The following is an 18904-nucleotide window of genomic DNA, read 5'->3' as shown; positions in this document are numbered from 1 at the left end:
CTGTACCGAGCTCTGAGGGCGCTCTTGACAGTGGCGAATCTCAGCGCTTTACTCGACGTAACCGATTACGTAATCGGTTACCTAACGGGCGAGCTCGACCAAGCCAATGGAGGATTGAGATGAGACGAACGATGTGCGGCGTCGTGGCCGTGATCACTGCGGGCGTGATGCTGACCGGATGCACTGGTAGTGCGGGGCAGTCCGGGGCTGACGACAAGACGATCAACTACTGGGGATACGAGGGCGGTATTTCGACCGAGACGGCGAAGCAGGTGATCGCGGACTTCGAGGACGCGCATCCCGGATACACCGTCAACGCCGTGGTGATGGATACCGCTGATTTCGACGTGAAGCTCCCGAGCACGCTCGGGAAGGCGTCGGGTCCTGATCTGGTGTATACGGGCACCGAGCCGAACCACCTCGGGCGTTATGTGAACGTGGGGCAGGTGTCCGCGCTCGACGATGTCTGGGAGGAGAACGGGTGGGATGACCTGGTGCCCTCGACCCAGCAGCGGCTGACGTATGGGGGCACGCCCTATGCGGTGGGCAATGAGCTGGAGACAGTCGGGCTCATGTACAACAAGGTGATCCTCGACCGGCTCGGGATCGCGGTCCCGAAGACGCTGAAGGATCTGGAAGCCGCGATGGACACGGTGCGGGCGTCCGGCGATGGCACGACGCCAATGGTGCTCGCGTGTGGTGGCCCCTGCTATGCGGGCCTGCACATGATGCACGCGCTCGGGTACGCGACCATCCCCACCAACACGATCGTCGCCACGACATCAGACGGTGACGGGGCGTACACGGACGGTGGCTGGCTGGAGATGCTCCAGAAGTTCCAGGAGTGGAATGACGCCGGGTACTTCACCGCGGATGCGAGCGGCATCCCGGACGAGAACCACACGGCAGACTTCTGCTCGGGCGGGACCGCGTTCATGGTCAAGGGCCCGTGGATGTTCAATGCGATGGCCGAATGCGAGAAGGCCAACCCGGACGCGTTCACGTTCGGGTTCACCGGGTTCCCTGTCGCGGAGGGCATGCCGTTCCAGGCGTACGTCGGCACCGGGAAGGCCTGGTTCCTCTCGTCCTCGCTCGACGGCAACGAGGAGAAGCGTCAGGCTGTGCTCGACCTGGTGAAGGGCTTCACCGACGCTTCGACGTTCCCGTCCTGGATCGAGAAGGATCAGCGGTTCCCCGCGATGGCGTTCGACCCTGCCGACTATTCGATGACCGGTCCGCAGCAGGAGGCGATGCAGATCATCCAGGACGCTGGTGACAACGGCGGCCCGGTCGATATCGGGTTCAACAACAGCGCGGAGGAGACGCAGGTGTGGGTTTCCGGTCTGCAGGGGATCCTGGGCGGTACGGCGACACCGCAAGAGGTCGTCGACCAGCTGCAGGCGCAGCTGGAGAAGGATCAGGCCGCGTGGGCTGAGGTGAAGTGAGTACGCGTCGCTGGCAGCTGACGCCCTACCTGTTCATCCTGCCGGCTGCAGCGATCTACGGTGTCTTCCTCCTCGCGCCGCTCGTTCAGACGGCGGTGATGAGCTTCTGGAAGTGGGACGGAATCTCGGCCGGGTACGACTGGGTCGGCCTGGACAACTACGTGCGGATGTTCGCCGATGGTTCGGTGTGGTCGGCGGCGTGGAACAACCTGAAATGGGTGCTGCTCGCGGTCTTCCCGATCGTAATCGGGCTGGCGCTGGCGATTATCCTGCAGCAGGCGAAACCTCGTGGGCGGACGGCGTACCGGGCGATCTACTTCCTGCCGTACGTGCTGCCGACCGTGGTCGTGGCGCTGGCGTGGGGGTGGATCTATCACCCGTCGTTCGGCACCCTGAACGCCGGATTGCGGTCCGTCGGGCTGGACGCGTTCGCACAGAACTGGACGGGTGACCCGCAGCTTGCGCTGTTCGCGCTGGCCACGGCGGCGAACTGGACGGGGTACGGCTTCTGCATGACGCTGTTTCTCTCGGGGCTGAACGCGGTTGATCCGTCGCTGTACGACGCGGCGAAGGTCGATGGCACATCGGCGTGGCAGCGGTTCCGTTACGTGACGCTGCCGGCGATCGCGAACACCACGAACATCGTGGTGCTGGTGGTCTTCATCAATACGGTGCGCGTGTTCGACATTGTGTTCGTGATGACCGCCGGTGGCCCGGCCGGCGCCACGGAGGTGCTCGGAACGAAGATCTACCGCGAGACCTTCCAGAACCTCAGCATCGGCTACGGGTCGGCGATCGCCATGTTCATGGTGCTCATCATCCTGATCACCACTGTCGTCTACCTGCGGTCGAGGGAGCGTGATTCTGCATGAGTGGTACCAGCATCAAGAAGGGGGCCGGGCGGGTGGGCCTGCAGGTCATCCTCGTGCTTGTCGCGTTCGTGTCGCTCGCACCGGTCGCGGTGATCGTGTCGATCGCGCTGAAGAGCAACACCGAACTCGCGACGAACCCGCTGGGACTGCCCAACGACTGGCTCTTCAGCAACTTCGTCGATTCCTGGAACGAGGCCGGTATCGGCCGGTACATCCTGAACAGCATCGTCGTGGCGGTCCCAACACTGGTGATCGTCGTCGCCGCCTCGAGCCTCGCCGGGTACGCGTTCGCGCTGATGCGATTCCGGGGGCGGGAGGTGATCTTCCTGGTCTTCCTCATCGGGCTGATGTTGCCGGCGGTGAGCATCGTGACGGCGTTGTCGTTCATTGAGCAGAGCCTGGGCCTGTACAACACGCTGCCCGGACTCGTGCTCGCGGAGTCGGCGATATGCCTGCCCCTCGCCGTGTTCATCATGCGCGCCGCGTTCAAGGACCTTCCCGGTGAGCTGCGCGAAGCGGTGTTCATCGATGGCGGCAGCGAGACGACCGCGTTCCTGCGCGTGATGGTACCGCTGGCACGTCCCGCCGTCTCAGCGACCGTCGTGCTCACCTTTCTGACGGTGTGGAACGACTACCTCATCCCGCTCGTGCTCATCAACACGGAGCAGCTGCGAACCGTGCCGTTGGGGCTCGCGTTCTTGAAGACCGCGTTCACCTCCAACACGGTGCTGGTCGCCGCGTCGACCGTGCTCGCCGCCATCCCGAGCATCATCATCTACGTGCTGCTGCAGCGCCAGTTCATCCAGGGCATCGCCCAGGGATCCATCAAGTAACCCGACCCTTCACCGCGAACGACAACCGAAAGGCACCAGCAATGCTCTTCTCGTCCACCACGAACTCGACGCTCTGGGACGTGTGGCTGTACCACGAGAACGGGATCCACCACCTGTTCTACCTCGCGAACTCCCGCCCCGATCGTCCGTGGGACGGAATCGGCTTGGCGACCTCCACGGACGGAGTGCACTTCGCCGATCACGGGATGATCATCACCAAAGCCCCCGACGCGGAGTACCTCGGCGCCGGGCACACCTGGAAAGCCGGCGACAAGTATGTCTTCAACTTCTCGGAGAGCAGGAACGGCCTGCTGGAGATCTTCTTCGCCGAGTCGGACGACCTCCTGCACTGGCGGCGCATCCCGGCAGAACGTTCTGTGTCACAGGCGAGCGCCGAGTGGTACGCCGACGAGACGGAGATCTCGCAGCAACGCTGGGACAACATCTGGGTGAACCCGGATGCGAGCGGAGACGGCTTCTTCGGATACGTGACCGCCGTCGCCAAGGACGGCCCGGTCGGCCTGCGCGGCACATGCGCGTCGGTCACGTCCCAGGACGGCATCGTCTTCACCACGGGCGCCCCGGTCATCGAACCGGGAACCTGGCCGGACCGGCTGGAGATCGGCGGCACCACCCGCGTGGGAGAGCAGTACTTCATGTTCGCCGCGCTCGCGGAGATCCCCCTCGGGCTCGACTGGGCCAAGCATCACTCCCAGGCGGTGGGAGGTGTCTATGTTCTGCGTGCCGACGCACAGGAGGGCCCGTTCGAACTCGATCCGAACCAGCCCCCCGTGCTCGTGTCGTCGATGGGACACCACACCTACTTCGCGCGCTTCTACCCCTGTGGCGAGGATCTGCTGGTCGCCCACCACTCGTTGGAGTCGCGACGGTTCATCGCGACGGTGATGCCGAAGATGGGCACCTGGATGGCGCCGCTGAAAAAAGCGGAGATCACCGACGGCATCCTCTCGCTGCACTGGTGGACCGGGAACGACGCGATGCTCGGGCGTGACCTGCCCCGCACTGTGGACTTGGTCGAAGCCCGGCTCGCACAGTCTCTGACGGTCGGCTCCGACGGCTCGGTGACCGTCGAAGCGCCGCTGTACGCTCACGCCATGATGCCGTTCCGGTATGACTTCGCCCAGGGCATGTGCATCGAAGCGACTCTGCGGGGCACCGCGTATGACGAGCGTCCCGTGGCGGCGGGGATCATCCTCGAGGGGGATCAGTCCTGGCATGGGACAGTCCTGACCCTGGATGCTGCCGGACGCTTTGAGATGGGCCGCACGAACGGGTACTCGTTCTGGGACGAAGAGGGCGTCAGCACGACACCGCTGCGCGCCGAGGGGAGCCGGTTCCGGGTGCTGGTGCGGGGCACCTTCGTCGAGGTCTACATCGATGACGTGCTCACCCAGTGCTTCGCGCTCGACGATGTGCCCCGGGGCCGGCTGGGATTCGTCGCAGCCGCAGGAACCGTGACCGTGTCGGATATCCGTGTGCGAGAGCTGAGCCTGTGACACGAGATGTGAGCCCCCGGCCGAGTAGGCTTCACCCGAAGGCGTCCGCGCGACGCATATACGGGAAGGACACCATGCCTACGTCGCTCGCGGATGTCGCCCGAATCTCCGGGGTGTCCACCGCGACGGTATCCCATGTCATCAACGGCACCCGGTATGTCAGCCCCGAGACGGTGGAGAAGGTGCGCAACGCGATCGCGAGCACCGGGTACCGTCCCAACCCGTACGCGCGGGCATTGCGGACGGCGACATCGGAGTCGATCGGCTTCGTCGCCTCCGATGTGTCGAATTCGTACTCGACCGCCGTGATGCGGGGCATCGCCAGCGCACTGCGCACTCGCGGATACACGCTGCTCGTCGCGGACGCCGACGAGAACCCGACACTCGAGCACGAAGCGATCGACGCGCTCGTGGAGAGAAAGGTCGACGGGCTGATCGTCGCCCCGACAACATCGACGGATCCGGTCTCGTTCGAGCAGATCGAACAGATCGGCGTGCCCGTCGTCCTCGTCGACCGGGCGGTCCCGCTCGAACTGGACCAGGTGCTCGTGGAGAACGTCGGCTCCGTGGCCGACGTCGTCGGGCAGATGCTCGACGCCGGCCATCGACGTGTCGCCGTGGTCGGAGGTCGCGCCGGTCACAGCAGCACCGTCGAACGGTTGCAGGGATGGAGGAAGGCGCACACGGAACGTGGTCTCGTCTGCGACGAAGCACTCGCCGTACTGGACGTCTTCGACGCAGGACAAGCGCGTCAGGCCACCACGCGGCTGCTCGACCGACCGGACCGGCCGACAGCGATCTTCTCCCTGTCTAATGTGATGAGTCTCGGCATCCTGCGAGCGCTGTCCGATCTCCACCTCGTCGTTCCGAGAGACGTCTCGTTCGCGGCATTCGATGACATCGAGTGGGTCGACCTTCTCGATCATCCCGTGACCTGCCTCGCGCAACCGACCGAACAGATCGGTTCCACCGCCGTCGAACTGGTACTGACACGCATCGCCGACCCCGACGTCGATCACCGGGTCGTGCGCCTGGCACCGTCGCTGTGCGATCGTGGGTCGATCGCGGAGCCGCCACGATGACTGCACCTGACACCGACCTTCGCCAGGCGGCACTCGCCGACCCGCTCCGGCCCGCGTTTCACTTCACCTCCCCAGCCGGGTGGCTGAACGACCCGAACGGCGTCGCGCAACGCGACGGCGTGTTCCACCTCTTCTATCAGTACAACCCGCTGACTGCAGAGCATAATCGCATCCGCTGGGGGCATGCGATCAGCACGGACCTGGTGCGCTGGCACGACCGACCGATCGCTCTGTCTCCCAGCGACGGCGGTCCCGATGCCGACGGATGCTGGTCGGGGGTGCTCGTGGACGACGACGGAACCCCCACCATCGTGTATTCCGGCAACTCCGCCGCGACGCCGACGCAGACCGCCTGCGTGGCGCGCTCCGACACATCGCTGGATCGGTGGCAGAAAGAACCGGGGAACCCGGTGATCGCCAGCCCGCCCGAACGGTACAGCGTCACCGGGTTCAGAGATCACTGCGTGTGGCGTGAGACTGGGGCATGGCGCCAGCTCATCGGCAGCGGCCTGCACGGCCGAGGCGGGTGCGCATTCCTCTACGAGTCCGACGACCTCATCCACTGGCGCGAGCTCGGCCCGCTCATCATCGGCGACGCCTCCGCACTTCCCGAGGACGACGACGCCTGGTCCGGCACGATGTGGGAGTGCGTGGACTTCTTCCGCTTCACCCCCGACGGCACCTCCGCACCACCCGACGCCCGAACGCACGACCCGCATCTGCTGATCTTCTCAGCATGGCACGAAGACGTCACCCGCCACTCCCTGATCGTCCGCGGTACCTACCACGACGACCGGTTCGACGCGCACGCGTACCAGCGCCTCGACCTCGGCGGCCGGCACGCCTACGCACCCCAGACGTTCGCCGATGAATCCGGCCGACGGGTGCTGTGGTCATGGATGCAAGAAGCCCGTCCCGCGCAGGCACAGCACGCCGCCGGGTGGTCGGGCGCCATGGCCATCCCGCGGCGGCTCTGGCTCGATGACACGCTCACCGTGCGCCAGGAACCGGTCGCCGAGCTCGCCATGCTGCGCGAAGCACCACTGGCGTTCGAACCGCGCGGCGCAGGGTTCGCCGCGTCATCCGTACAAGCCGAAGCAGAGCTCTCGGTGGACGTACCGGACGACGGTGCCGTGCGGATCGACGTGTTCGCCACCGACGACGAGGCCGAACAGACAGTCATCACCCTGCGGCGTTCCCCGTCCACCATCGAGGTGAGCGTCGACCGGTCGCGAGCATCCCTGGACGACACCGTCGATGCCTCCCCGCACCGGGGCGAGGTACCCGGAGCCGGGCCGACCATCGACGTCCGCATCCTCCTCGACCGCTCCTCACTCGAAGTGTTCGTCGACGGCATCGCGCTGACAACGCGGGTCTACCCGACTCGCGCTGACGCGACGGGCTTCCGCGTCGAGCCCATTCATGGCGCCGCCGTGCGCGACGTGAAGGGGTGGCATCTCGCCCGTGCTGAAGCGCGCGATCGGACACTTGAGCCAGGTGAGGACCAGTCCGTGGTGGAGGGATACGCTGCTAGTGGACACAATGCGTGTGTCGCGCGGTGAGAGCGAACAGTGACTGCGCACGAAGCGGAGTTCTCGGAGGGGCGATTCCCTCGACCAGCAGGGCGACCGGGCAGCTCGGTGAGGACTGACCAGAGACCTTAGCGCTGATTCCCGCTGGATGCTTGCCCGGATACCGGTGAGGGTGCATCCAGCGGGAACCGCTCAAGCTCAGCGTGGCGTGCGCTCAGTTGCGGAGGGCAATGCGGGGAACGGTGCGGACAGGGTGGTCTGGTACCAGTACGCCGTGGTGGAGATGTCGTCGGCGCGTTCGAAGAGACCGTGTTCCCAGGTGCCGATCTGCTGAAGCGTGACCCGCAGGTTCTCCTGGAAGAAGATGGGGTCAGGCAGGTGCCAGCGGTACACCGCGTGCATGGGCAGCATCGGAGTCCAGAACTCGGATGCCTTCGTCTCATCCTTCGCGCTGGCGAACGGGTAGCCGAAGTATGGTGCGCTGAACGGAATCGGCTGGGGCTCCGGGTCGGCGCGCAGGGCATCCTGGAACGCCCATGCGCCGCCCGCGTAGTCCTCGAGGCCGGTGCTGCACAGCGACGGTAGATCGGAGTCGCCGTCGATGTAGAACTTGACCTCGCCTTCTCCCCACCAGTAGCGCTGCAGCGAGGCGAGTGCGACGTACGTGCCGACGTAGGTGCCGGTGCCTTCGATTCCATCGACGATCACATGGTCCTCACCGAGCGACGTCGTGCCGTTGCTCCGCCGCCATTGCGCGTGGAAGTAGCCGGGCCAGTCGTCGAAGTCATCGCCGGTCGTGTAGTCGATCTGAAAGAACAGGTGACCGATGTCATCGCCGTGGTCACTCGTGACCTCGATGCGCGCAGAGGTGCGGAATGGCATCGGAAAGTACGAGTTCATACCTCCGGTCGGGGCGACGACGATCGGTTCTGACGTGACGAGGGCCCTGGCGGCGAAGCCGTTGCAGAAGAAGTCGCCCAGCGGTACCTCGACCTGAGGATGCTCTGCTCCGTCCCAGTATGCGCGCAGCACGAGGTCGCGCAGCACGAACGGACCCGCGGGCGTCTTGTCGGTCACCGTGATCCAGATATGGCGGATCACACCGTTGCCGGAGATCTCGGCCAGCGTGACGGTGCTGCCCGCGGGCAGCTCGTACCACGCACTGCCTTTGCGCCCCGGGCCGAGGTTCGAGCTTGCAGCTCCGGCGGATCCGCGCGCCCCGGTCGGGTTCTCAGCGTTGATCGCGTGGCTGCGGATGGTGTCGTCATTGCGGAGTCTGTTCCAGGAGGTGGGCATCGTGTCGTGTCCTTTCGTAGGGCTACTTCACTGCGCCCGCGGTCACGCCGCGGCTGATGGTGCGCTGGAAGATGAGGAAGAAGATGAGCGTGGGGATCAGGGACAGCAGCGACCCGGCGTTGACGACCGTGATGTCGATCGAATGCTGTCCACGGAGGGTGGACAGTGCGATTGGCACCGTCTGCGATGCGGGGTCCGCGAGCAGGATGAGCGGGATGTAGAACTCGTTCCACGACCAGATGAAGGTGAAGACGACCAGAACGGTCAGCGTCGGCCGCACGATGGGGAAGACGACACTCCACAGGATGCGCCACCGCGACGCTCCGTCGATGGCGGCGGCTTCGAGGATCTCCCGGGGGAAGGTCGACATGACGCTGGAGAGGATGTAGGTCCCGTAGGCGGCCCAGAGGATGGTGAAGACGATCACGATCGACCAGATCGTGTTCAGCGTCTTGGTCGCCTGAGCGCCGTAGAAGAGCGGGTAGATCAGCGCCTCGTGTGGCACCATCGTGGCGATGAGCAGGATCGCAGTGACGGCTGTGTGTGCTCGGATCCGCCCGATGCCGATCGCGTAGGACGCCAGGAGCGCCAGCCCCGTGCCGGCGAACGCGATCACTGTCGAACTGAGAATGGAATTCCACAGTGCCAGCGGGAAGTTCACCCTGTTCAAGTAGTTGATGAAGGCGTCGAAGGTGAAGGTCGTCGGCCAGGCCAGCGGACCGTGCGCGGAGTAGTCGGCACCTGTCTTGAACGCGTTGAGCACGAGCAGCAGGAATGGCGAGGCCATGACGACGGCAACCAGAATCGCGACGGTGAGCATTACCCAGTTCATACGGGTGCGGCGCGGCCGATCGAAGGCGGTGGGATTGATGAGAGACATGGTGGCCATCAGCGGTGCTCCTTGCGGGTCTCGCGGTGCTGCCAGACGAGCATTACGGTGGCGACGGCGAAGATGACGATCGACATCACAGTGGCGATCGTCGAGCCATAGCCCACTCGCGACAGTTCGAAGAAATTGCGATACGCGTAGTACGACGGCACGGTGGTGGACTCCTCGGGGCCGCCGCCGGTGAGGATGAGGATCGGGGCGAACACCTTCAAAGCGGCGATGGTGGCGGTGAGCACGACGACGAAGATCTCGGGACGGATCTGAGGGATGGTGATCGCCTGGAAGCGGCGCCACCATCCTGCACCGTCGAGCTCTGCGGCTTCGTAGAGCTCCGGGTCGACGCGCTGCAATGCGGACATGAAGATCACGACGGGGTAGCCGATCTGCAGCCAGATGAGCATCAGCATGACGGCGTAGATCGCGATGTCCGGGTTACCCAGCCAATCCGGGGGATTGGTGATTCCCAGGCCTTTGAGCGCAAGGTTGATCGACCCATTCTGAGTGTCGAGGATCCACGCCCAGATGAAACCTGCGACTGCGATCGGCAGGATCTGCGGCACGTAGTACGTCGCGCGCAGGACGGCGATGGCCTTGTCGCCGAACCGACGGCCGAGGTAGTCGAACAGGAGCGCGGCCAGCAAGATGCCGATAATCGTGGGGATGATCGTGATCGCCACGATCATCGCCAGCGTGTTCTGGAATGAACGCCAGAATGTGTCGTCCTGGAACAGGTGGATGTAGTTTTCGAGACCGGCCCAGCGCATCGGCGCCAGGCCGCCTTTCCAGTGGAACAAGCTCGTGTACACGTTCATGACGAACGGGGCGCCGACGACGATGAGGAAGCCGGCGGCCAGAGGGAGCAGATAGAGCCAGTAGGCGGCGTGCCGCTCCAGCGGACGCCGTCGCGCCACGGTGGTGGTCAATGACATGGGGGTCTCCTTCGCGAGACAATGGGGGCCGCCGGCAAGGGCGGCCCCCATTGTCGGTCAGCCGGCCAGAGCCGTCTCGCGGCCGTCGTCGTAGAACTTCTGGAGCTTGTCCGTGTACTCGTCGGCGGTCTCGTTCTTGTTGGACATCGCCTGCATGTTCGACTGGATGAAGTCGAGGAAGCCGGGAACAGGGTAGTCCGGGTAGAAGGCGAGCGAGTCCGCGTCGAGGAGTTCGTTGAACCGCTCGGTGTACTCGCGGGTCAGGTCGTCGTCGATCGTCGACGCGTCGCCCGCGAGGGGGAGCCCGCCCAGCTGGCCGATCTTGTTCTGGACCTCCTCGCTCAGCGTGATGTCGATCCAGTCGTAGGCGAGCTCCTTGTTCTTCGCGTTCGCGGGCACGCCCCACAGGTGACCGCTCGAGCCCATCTGCATGTTCGCGCCGGGGAGGGTGAAGTAGTCCCACTCGAACGTCGCCTGCTCGCGGATTCGGGCGAACTCGCCCTGGTTCCAGATCAGCATCGCCTTGTCTCCGCTGAGGAAGTTCACCGTCGCCTGCTCGAAGTTCAGCCCGCCGAGCTCGTCTCCGACGTAGCCCTTGTCGATCCACGATTGGAACCGGTCAGCTGCGTCCTTCCACGGCGCCTTCGAGAAGTCCACCGGCTCGCGCAGGAACATGAAGTCATCGATCGACGTGCGGTCCGCTTCAGCTGCGACCAGGGAGTACCAGATCCACATCTGGTTGAAGCCCTGACTCGTCGACGCCGACGAGGAGATCGGCGTGATGCCCGCGGCGAGGAGCTTGTCCATGATGCCCTCGAACTCTTCGAGGGTGGTGGGCTCCTCGGTGATGCCTGCCTTCGCCCAGAGATCCTTGTTGTAGTAGTACATCACGTACTCGCCGATGTTCGGGACGCCGTACCAGTCGCCGGAGCCCGCGAGACCCTGTTCGTTGTACTGAGCGAAAGCCTGCATGGCACCGGTGACCTTCTTGTCCCAGCCGTACTTCTTCACCTGATCGTTCAGCGGGGTGAGCAGACCCTGTCCCGCAAGCTGGCCACCGTCGGCGTTGCCCTTGTTGAACTCGATCACGTCAGGGACGTTGTCCCCGGTGAGTGTGATCTTCGCGTTCTGCCGCATGGCATCGAAGCTTGTGGTCTGGAAGTCGACTTTCACGTCGGGATGCTTCTTCTGAAACAGCTCGAGAGCGAGTTGCCAGCCCTGACCCTGTGCGGATTCGGGGTTTTCGTACTGCAGGATGGTGAAGGTGTCGCTGCCGGCGTCGTCGCCCGACGACCCGCAAGCAGTGAGGGACGTCACTGCAACGGCGGCGGCCGCGATGCCGACTGCCAAACGCAGTGACCTGCGCGTGATGGTTGCCATTGTTTCCTCCGTGTGGTGGATCGGTCTTTCGGTGAGAGGGGTGGCGCGCCATGGCGTGCCGGGGTACCGGTGGCGCATCTGCGTCACCGGGAGAATGAGAGGTGGGATCAGCCCGCCGGCGGGCCTACAGAGTCCCTTTCGATGAGGGGGCATGCGATGCGCACCGATTTCGGTGGTCCGTCCGCATCCCCATGTATGCGGTCTATGACCCGCTCCGCAGCCCAAACGCCCATGGCCCGGTGCGGCAGTTGAACCGTGGTGAGCCCCGGTTGAAGGGCGTCGGCGATGAACTCCTGGTCGTCGAACCCGATGATCGAAAGATCCTCAGGAACGTGAAGTCCGAGTTCGGCGCAGATCTGATAGGCGGCGAACGCGATCTGGTCTGAGAAGCAGAACAAGGCGGTAGGCCTCGCAGTGGTCGAGAGCAATTCCCTGAGGGGGCCGAGAGCATGGGTAGTGCTCGGGTCGGGTAGCTCGACGATGAGGGTGGGGTCCGCGGCGATCCCGTTCTCGGCGTGCGCTTCTAGAAATCCACGCTGTCTCAGCTGGGAGGCGACGAATCGATCCCCGCCCACGTTGCAGAAGGCGATGCGACGGTGCCCGGCTGCGACGAGTCGTCTGACGGCAGAGCGGGCGCCGCCCTCCTCGTCCGGCACTGCGCTGTCTGCCATAACGCCTCGCGCAGGGCTCCCGTTGAGAATGACAACGGGCAGAGTGGGAGGGATGGGTGGTAGCTCGACAACTCGGTGGTAGTCGGCAGCGAGGATCATCCCGTCGATGTCTCGCTGGAGGAGCGATCGTGAGGATTGGGTAACGAGCTCGGGACGGGATATCGTCTCGATGATCATCGCCAGATATCCCGAGTCCCAGGCGCGGCTCTGCACTCCTTCGAGCATGCGCCCGGCGAAGGGAACGCTCGCCACGCCATCAGAGAGCAGGCCGATCGTGTGCGTGCGCTTTGTGCGGAGCCCCCGCGCGAGCACGTTCGGGATGTACCCCATCTCAGCTGCCGCAGTGCGGATCCGGTTCGCTGTCTCCGAATTCACCCGCCCCTGGTGGCGATCATTGAGCACCAGAGACACTGCGGACGCGCTCACGCCGACAGCTGCGGCGAGATCCTTCAGCGTGATCATGGTGACTCCAATGGCATCAATCGTTTGATGTTCGACTGCAAAGACACATCAATCGTTTGACCTGAAGCTAGGAGCGTCAAACGCGTTGACGCAAAGTGCCGTTATCGAACCGTTACAGAGGTGGCGCGGCCGCGGTCTGCCGTGCGGAGTCCTCGCCATCGCGCAGGATCGGGTATGTGAGAACCATGACCGACACGACTCTGGCAACACAGGACGACCTGCGCACGATCTGGTTGCATATGATGCCGCACACGCGGCTGATGCCCGATGGTCTGCTGGCACGGCCAGCCGGATTCTGGGTCCGGCCTTCGCAGGTTCGATTCCTGCTCGGGGAGCGCACACCGAAAGGCTGCCGGCGGCCAGGTAAGCACCGGCAACAGGGTGACGACCCACCGTCAGTACGCGGGCTGAGCCCGCGACAGGCGGAGTGAGCAGACAGAGGCTGCTCCGGTGCGGATCCGTCCGCGCAAGCTCCCGTTGCCGTCAACGGCGGGAGCGCACTCCCCAAGGAGCTTCTTGGGGAGTTGATGGCCCCTTGGTCTAGGACGGTCGAGGACGCCTGATTCTCAGTCAGGAGGACGCCGGTTCGAATCCGGCAGGGGTCGCAAGCGCCGAGACAACCGGCGTGCGAGACGAAGCGTTCATCGCAGCGGTCGGGTAGCTCAGCCTGCACCTGCAGGAGGAGGGGCGACGGGGCGAAGTGCCCGCGGCCGCCACCTGGCCCTCATAGCTCAGCAGGACAGAGCACCGGTCTACGGCACCGGAGGTCGGGGGTTCGACTCCTCCTGAGGGCACCACGCGCTTGTAGCTCAGATGGACAGAGCTTCCGCCTCCGGAGCGGACGGTCACCGGTTCGAATCCGGTCGAGCGCACTTCGTGTTCCGCTGTGGACTCCGAGGACCGGAAAGAGCCAGCTCCAGGACCGTTCAGCAGAGAGGAAAGCGCCATGGTGAGGATCGCCAACGGCGTCGTCGTGCTGAACGCATCCATGGAACCGCTCGGAATCGTGCCGCTGCACCGCGCGCTGATCTTCCTGATACGTGAGCGCGCCACGATCGTCGACGCGGTCCCCGGCAGGATCGTCCGATCCGCCGAGGCCGAGTTCCCGATGCCTCGCGTCGTGCAGTTCCGCGAGATGGTGCGCGTGCCCTACCGGTACGGCACCGTCCCCTGGTCGCGTGCCGGCCTGCTGCGCCGTGACGACCACGAGTGCGCCTATTGCGGCCGTCACGCGACGACGGTAGACCACGTCATGCCGCGCTCGCGTGGAGGGCAGGACGAGTGGCTGAACACGGTCGCGGCGTGCAGCCGGTGCAACAACGTCAAGGCCGACCGCACGCCCGACGAGGCATGCATGGTGCTCCGCTTCGCGCCTCGTGAGGTCACTCGCCGCGACACCCTGATCTTGGCGATCGCTCAGACCGGCGCCGACCTCGCTGCCATCGGACTGGCATACCCGGTCCCGCCCACACCGGCGGGACCGGGTATGTGACTGCCATGACCAGCACGACCCCGGCGCCGCATGACGACATCCGCTCAGCAGAAGAGTTCGCGGATGAAGTGATGGTCGGCGTGCAGGGCGAGAGCCTCACGCGAGATCAGATCCGCGAACTCCTCGCACAGTCGATTGAGACTGACCGCGAGCGTCGTGCAGGGCCCTTCGAGGACCTCCACGCTTACCAGCACACGACGTCATCGGGCTTCAGCTACACGGTCGTGCAGATCGACACGGCAGAGGGCGCCCAGGAGCGAACCCGCATATACGTGAACGACGGATGCGTCTTCGACGGTGACCCGATCACGGCCGCGGACGAGCTGCGACGGCTCGTGGAGCTGTACGACAACGATGAGCACCAGGACAAGCCCTACGAGACCTGCGAGTGGTTGGCAGAAGGCATCCGCGACTACATCGGCGAGAGCGACCGTGACGGTGGATGATCCTGTCCGACCCAACGCCCACGCCCGATCTTCACCGGTCGCACGGCAGCTTCACCGGGTACCCGCGGGAGCTCGTGTTCCCTGAGGGATCGATTGTGCTGGTGACGTGCAGCGTCTGCCATCTCATGCAGGCGACCTGCAACCACGATCGATGCGACTGGAACAGTCCCGGAACGATGCGTCGCTGCCGGCTGTGTGGCATCGACGTGACGTGACGACGCAGGCCTAGGCTTAAGCCATGCTCGTCGGCGTTATTCAGTCCACCAGGGTCCAGGAACTCACCCTCACTGGGGATGACACGGAGGAACTGAGGGAGAGGTTGGCGGCGCAGGTTCCGGACGGATGGGTTGTCACCGACAGTCCGATCACCAAGACGAAGCAGGTGCCCAGCCTGTCGACGGCTGCCAAGCTGGCCCACTGGGGCGATCTCGCCGAGGTCGAGGGAGAGAGTATCGACGCTGTGCGGGCCGCGGTACCGGACGGGTACCGGCGGGATTGATGTGGTGGGGAGTCACCATTGCTCTATTGGTCGGAGCGAACTTGGCGGTGTTGTTGCGCGGGCTTTGCCGATTGCTCGTAGGTTGGCGACGTGTCGAGAAGCGGCGATATGTCCGAATTGTGGGCGACCTCGCCGCGTTCCGTTCAACACCGTTGACGCGCCACCCCGGAACTTTCGGGCTTTGGACGAAGTCCGGCCATGCGCGCGTCGGGGACGTTCTCAGCGATGATGGGAAGACGGTCGTCAGGCGACTCGAAACCATAACGGGATCACTCCAGAGTGGGCGCGGCGTCCTGGACGGACATATTCACGCTTCACCGGATGAGGTTGGCGCATACCGCGAAATCGTCGTCGACACGCCATCAGGAGAAGCTCCGGCGTGGCTTTTTGGGGACCCGGAAGCGACAACGTGGGCGATACACATCCATGGGTTGAACGCCGATCGGATGAATGCCCTCCGGTCTGTTGCTGCGATGTCTGGCCACGCCGATACGGCTCATCTAGTCGTCTCATATCGAGGGGACGGGGAAGGCCCGCGGCAAATGGGGAGGGCGACACGTCTTGGCCTTGACGAGTGGAATGACGTCGAGGCGGCCCTCGCATACAGCAGGCGGAACGGCGCGCAACGGATCTTGCTCGTCGGCTGGTGCCTGGGTGCAACGATTGCCCTTTTGCTCGGCGACCACAGCTCACACAAAGACCTCCTGCGTGGGCAGATCCTGATTTCCCCAGCGACCGATTGGCATGCTCTCGCCCAGACCGCGTCACGGAGAATGAAGTTGCCAGCGCCGGCACTTGCTGTCGCACTGATCATGAAGTGCCTCGGCACACGACCTCTTTGCAGGCTGGCTGGGGTGGCGGAACCGATTGATTTCGCGGGACTCGACTGGTCGGGTCGCAGGACGGTGGACATCCCGACACTCGTCATACACTCGCGCGGCGATCGCACAGCTCCGCTCAGCAGCTCTAGGAGATTCGCTGACCGTTGCCCGAGCAGGGTTGTCCTTCACGAAACGACCCCCGCTGCTCACACCCGCGAGTACAACGTGGATCCTGACGGATTCTCCGACGCCATCCTGGATTGGCTGGCTCGACTCTAGCCACCACGGTCAAGCAGTCATCGCGCGCGGGCGACGATGGCGGGCAGCGAAGACGATCACACCCTCTACATCCGCAACAGTGAGCAGCACGCCTTGCTGTGCGGCTGCACGGATGACCTCCACGTTGTGCGGCACGCGCTGGCTCGAGGCCTCCAACTCAAGTCGAATCCGAGTTGCGAGTCTGAATCTTCGGCTCGCGTCCGCCATCTGACTTGAGAGCCTGCGCGTCTGTATCGTGATCACGAGCGCTTCCCCCTCCGTCGCATCATCCATTCGCCCCTCCAATCCCGAGGTCGGGGCGGAGCTGTCCGCCGAGATCTCGAAGCCTGCGAACGAGCCTGCAACAGAGTGCTTCATTTTGCAACCATTTGTTGCTAGGGTCATCGTGTGACCCGAACCACAGACCTACCCTGGGAAGAGATTTCCCGTCGGATTGAGTTGCAGATGCTCAATGCCGGCATCCGAAGTACTGCAGACTTGTCCAGAAGGACCGGGCTGAACCGGTCAACGCTGAGCCTAAAGATGACCGGCGTGCGGCGCTGGCGCATCGCTGACCTTGGCATCATCGCTGCCGCCCTGTCGACGTCAGTCGGCTACTTGATCGGTGAGGTCGAAGATCCTCGCAGCGCACCAGTCGTCGCAGATGCAGACACGGAAACAGTGCTCGTGCCCACTGCCGAGTTCGCTCGTCGCCTCACATTTCTGGATGCTTCTGAACCGTCCATGGTCGGACAAGTCAGCGACCACGAGGTCCTGTTCGCGCTCTCGGACCTCGAGGAGATCGCCGACGAGTTCAACGTTCCCCTCTCCTACCTGACGGAGTTCGGGGATGACCAGGATGCCGATCGTGTTGAGGCGCTCGTCGAGTTCTCGCGCGTTGCGGCAGCATCTGGAGTCCAGCGGATCGCTGCGCGCTCGCTGTCAGCGCTCTCAGCGGCAGAGCTGCGCGCGCTCACCCAAGTGATCAGGACGCGGTAATCCAGCTCGGGTTGAGGAGCATGAGCATGAAGTCGACTCCGTGGGAAGATGCAGCCAGCATGAGGGCTCGAGCACTTGAGCTCTTCTCGGAATATGACCTGGCGCGCGTCAGGACCCCGCACGAGTTGACGACGAGGATTGCAGAGATCACCGGCAAGCCGATCAGGATCGAGAAGCTGGATGACCCCGCGCTCGTGCACACGACTGCCCTGTGGATCGAGTACGAAGAGCTCTCCAAGGTGGTTCTGAGGGCCACTGATCGCGTCTACTACCAGGTGCGAGGCCTCCATCATGAGTTCGGACACATGCTTTGGGGGCACCCGGGGTGCGAAGGGCTGTCCATGGATGACGGTATTCGTCGGCTTGCAGGAGCTGGCCAAGTCCGAGGGCGAGTGCTCATGACGCCGAACTCCCTCTCGCCACTCGCGGGTGACGCGCTCCATGAAGGTGAGGCGGAGGCGATGGGGGAGATCATCACCCGGTCTCTCTTGCGCCCCGAGTACTTCAACGATGAGCGGATCTTCGGCTGATCACATGAGGTACCTCTACCTAGGTGTCTTCGTCGTCCTCATCGCCGTCCTGATCGCACGCATTCCGGCTGCAGTTCGCAATCGAGAGTCGTGGATGACCTGGCTGGCCGTGTTGTTGGCCTGCCTCGCCATCATGACGCTTGGACCAGTCATACCGATCGAAGTCCTGGACTCCTGGCTCGGCGGCACTAATATCGTGTGGCTCGTGCAGTGTGTGCTGGCGACCTTCGCATTCTGGGCCTTCGCGGAAGCAGCGAAAGCCATCGACGGGATTGGCGCCCATCCGCTTCGAACCATCCCTGTTCCGGTCCTCGGGTGTGCGCTGTTCACGCTCCCCTTCTTCCTAAGTCGGAACAGAGGGCCGACAGTCGAGCACTTCTCGCGGGTCCACGCATATGACCTCACCATCTATGTCAGTGCGCTGACCTACATGGCCGGACTGTGCTGGATCGTCGGAGGCATCGTCAGAGCCTCGCGCGGGCACACTGCTCCGGGGCACCGTCTGTTCCGTACTGGCGGAGTTGCGATCATCGGAGGCTGCATCGTTGAGGCCATCACGATGACGGTCGACCACCTTCGGATCGGGAATCCGGCGCTGGTCCACATTGCGTACTGGGGCTTCGACGTCCTGTTCTACCCAGGGGTGATTCTGATCGTCAGTGGGATGGTCTACTTCTCGATCAGACGGATCTCGCGGGCGTGCCGGATTCGACGGCGGGCGGACAATCTCCGCAAGATCATCACTCAGAATGGGCTGCCATCGCTCGATGACGAGGTCGGACACCCGGCGGACACGTACACGGTCTACTCCTTGCTGATCCGCATCAATGATCACCGGATTCTCGGCAACCTCACCCTGAGTCCTATTGAGGCCACGTTGGTAGCCGATTCAGAAGCCTGGGTCGAAGCCGACCTCCCACAGATGATCGAGGCAGCCGGGTGATTGCGAAA

Annotated in this window: 18 protein-coding genes and 4 tRNA genes; 16 read left to right on the top strand and 6 right to left on the bottom strand. The window is 64.1% G+C overall.

Translation table 11 applies throughout. The features are described 5' to 3' along the window. Positions 1–119: 119 nt before the first annotated feature. The 6 genes from L687_RS36840 (at position 120) to L687_RS36815 (ending at position 7311) form a co-directional block, all read left to right on the top strand. On the top strand, positions 120–1445 hold the full coding sequence (locus tag L687_RS36840; protein ID WP_084487401.1) for an ABC transporter substrate-binding protein: 1326 nt from the start codon (positions 120–122) through the stop codon (positions 1443–1445). Continuing rightward, positions 1442–2317 (top strand): carbohydrate ABC transporter permease, encoded by an 876-nt coding sequence (locus tag L687_RS36835; protein WP_021200861.1) that lies wholly within the window; start codon positions 1442–1444, stop codon positions 2315–2317. Before L687_RS36840 ends, L687_RS36835 begins: the two co-directional genes overlap by 4 nt. Next, positions 2314–3150 carry a carbohydrate ABC transporter permease gene (locus L687_RS36830; protein WP_046398986.1) on the top strand — a complete coding sequence of 279 codons (837 nt, stop codon included), beginning with the start codon at positions 2314–2316 and terminating at the stop codon, positions 3148–3150. The genes L687_RS36835 and L687_RS36830 overlap by 4 nt, the downstream gene beginning before the upstream one ends. A 41-nt stretch (positions 3151–3191) precedes the next feature. Next, entirely contained in the window at positions 3192–4667 is a 1476-nt protein-coding gene (locus tag L687_RS36825; protein ID WP_021200859.1) for a hypothetical protein, read from the top strand. A 74-nt stretch (positions 4668–4741) separates the two neighbouring features. Continuing rightward, the gene (locus tag L687_RS36820) at positions 4742–5749 is read left to right on the top strand and encodes a LacI family DNA-binding transcriptional regulator (RefSeq protein ID WP_021200858.1); all 1008 of its coding nucleotides are present in this window, start codon (positions 4742–4744) and stop codon (positions 5747–5749) included. After that, positions 5746–7311 carry a glycoside hydrolase family 32 protein gene (locus L687_RS36815; protein WP_152525929.1) on the top strand — a complete coding sequence of 522 codons (1566 nt, stop codon included), beginning with the start codon at positions 5746–5748 and terminating at the stop codon, positions 7309–7311. Before L687_RS36820 ends, L687_RS36815 begins: the two co-directional genes overlap by 4 nt. A 168-nt stretch (positions 7312–7479) precedes the next feature. Here the strand turns inward: L687_RS36815 and L687_RS36810 are convergent, their stop codons facing one another. The 5 genes from L687_RS36810 to L687_RS36790 form a co-directional block, all read right to left on the bottom strand. Next, the gene (locus L687_RS36810; protein WP_021200856.1) at positions 7480–8577 is read right to left on the bottom strand and encodes a glycoside hydrolase family 172 protein; all 1098 of its coding nucleotides are present in this window, start codon (positions 8575–8577) and stop codon (positions 7480–7482) included. A gap of 22 nt (positions 8578–8599) precedes the next feature. Then, entirely contained in the window at positions 8600–9466 is an 867-nt protein-coding gene (locus tag L687_RS36805; protein WP_021200855.1) for a carbohydrate ABC transporter permease, read from the bottom strand. Beyond that, positions 9466–10395 carry a carbohydrate ABC transporter permease gene (locus L687_RS36800; protein WP_021200854.1) on the bottom strand — a complete coding sequence of 310 codons (930 nt, stop codon included), beginning with the start codon at positions 10393–10395 and terminating at the stop codon, positions 9466–9468. The genes L687_RS36805 and L687_RS36800 overlap by 1 nt, the downstream gene beginning before the upstream one ends. Positions 10396–10452: 57 nt before the next feature. After that, positions 10453–11775, bottom strand: coding sequence for an ABC transporter substrate-binding protein (locus L687_RS36795; RefSeq protein ID WP_031207794.1), 1323 nt, complete (start codon positions 11773–11775; stop codon positions 10453–10455). A 107-nt stretch (positions 11776–11882) separates the two neighbouring features. Next, positions 11883–12908, bottom strand: a complete 1026-nt coding sequence (locus tag L687_RS36790; protein WP_021200852.1) for a LacI family DNA-binding transcriptional regulator — start codon at positions 12906–12908, stop codon at positions 11883–11885. A gap of 261 nt (positions 12909–13169) precedes the next feature. Between L687_RS36790 and L687_RS42545 the strand changes: the two genes are divergently transcribed. The 7 genes from L687_RS42545 (at position 13170) to L687_RS36760 (ending at position 15345) form a co-directional block, all read left to right on the top strand. Beyond that, a tRNA-Gln gene (locus L687_RS42545) sits at positions 13170–13243 on the top strand. A 194-nt stretch (positions 13244–13437) separates the two neighbouring features. Continuing rightward, positions 13438–13513 (top strand) — tRNA-Glu (locus tag L687_RS36785). A 115-nt stretch (positions 13514–13628) separates the two neighbouring features. Further along, positions 13629–13705 (top strand) — tRNA-Arg (locus L687_RS36780). 1 nt (position 13706) lies between these two features. Continuing rightward, positions 13707–13780: transfer RNA gene (locus tag L687_RS36775), tRNA-Arg, on the top strand. A 74-nt stretch (positions 13781–13854) separates the two neighbouring features. Continuing rightward, on the top strand, positions 13855–14400 hold the full coding sequence (locus tag L687_RS36770; RefSeq protein WP_021200851.1) for an HNH endonuclease: 546 nt from the start codon (positions 13855–13857) through the stop codon (positions 14398–14400). Between the two features lie 5 nt (positions 14401–14405). Next, positions 14406–14846 (top strand): hypothetical protein, encoded by a 441-nt coding sequence (locus tag L687_RS36765; protein ID WP_021200850.1) that lies wholly within the window; start codon positions 14406–14408, stop codon positions 14844–14846. A gap of 238 nt (positions 14847–15084) precedes the next feature. Then, positions 15085–15345: a hypothetical protein gene (locus L687_RS36760; RefSeq protein WP_021200849.1), complete on the top strand. Its 261-nt coding sequence runs from the start codon at positions 15085–15087 to the stop codon at positions 15343–15345. Positions 15346–16454: 1109 nt separating this feature from the next. On the opposite strand, the gene L687_RS36755 is transcribed toward L687_RS36760, so the two are convergent. Then, positions 16455–16829: a hypothetical protein gene (locus L687_RS36755; RefSeq protein ID WP_152525928.1), complete on the bottom strand. Its 375-nt coding sequence runs from the start codon at positions 16827–16829 to the stop codon at positions 16455–16457. A 3-nt stretch (positions 16830–16832) separates the two neighbouring features. Here L687_RS36755 and L687_RS36750 point away from each other — a divergent pair, with 3 nt between their 5' ends. From L687_RS36750 to L687_RS36740, 3 genes are read left to right on the top strand one after another with little or no spacing between them, the layout of a single operon-like run. Beyond that, positions 16833–17423 carry a helix-turn-helix domain-containing protein gene (locus L687_RS36750; protein WP_152525927.1) on the top strand — a complete coding sequence of 197 codons (591 nt, stop codon included), beginning with the start codon at positions 16833–16835 and terminating at the stop codon, positions 17421–17423. Between the two features lie 20 nt (positions 17424–17443). Next, complete coding sequence (locus tag L687_RS36745; RefSeq protein ID WP_021200845.1) at positions 17444–17953, top strand: hypothetical protein; 510 nt, start codon at positions 17444–17446, stop codon at positions 17951–17953. Between the two features lie 4 nt (positions 17954–17957). Further along, positions 17958–18896, top strand: coding sequence for a hypothetical protein (locus L687_RS36740; protein ID WP_021200844.1), 939 nt, complete (start codon positions 17958–17960; stop codon positions 18894–18896). Positions 18897–18904: the final 8 nt, after the last annotated feature.

The organism is Microbacterium maritypicum MF109 (assembly GCF_000455825.1).
In the GTDB taxonomy this organism is placed as follows: domain Bacteria; phylum Actinomycetota; class Actinomycetes; order Actinomycetales; family Microbacteriaceae; genus Microbacterium; species Microbacterium maritypicum_A.
This window is presented reverse-complemented; position numbering and strand designations above follow the sequence as displayed.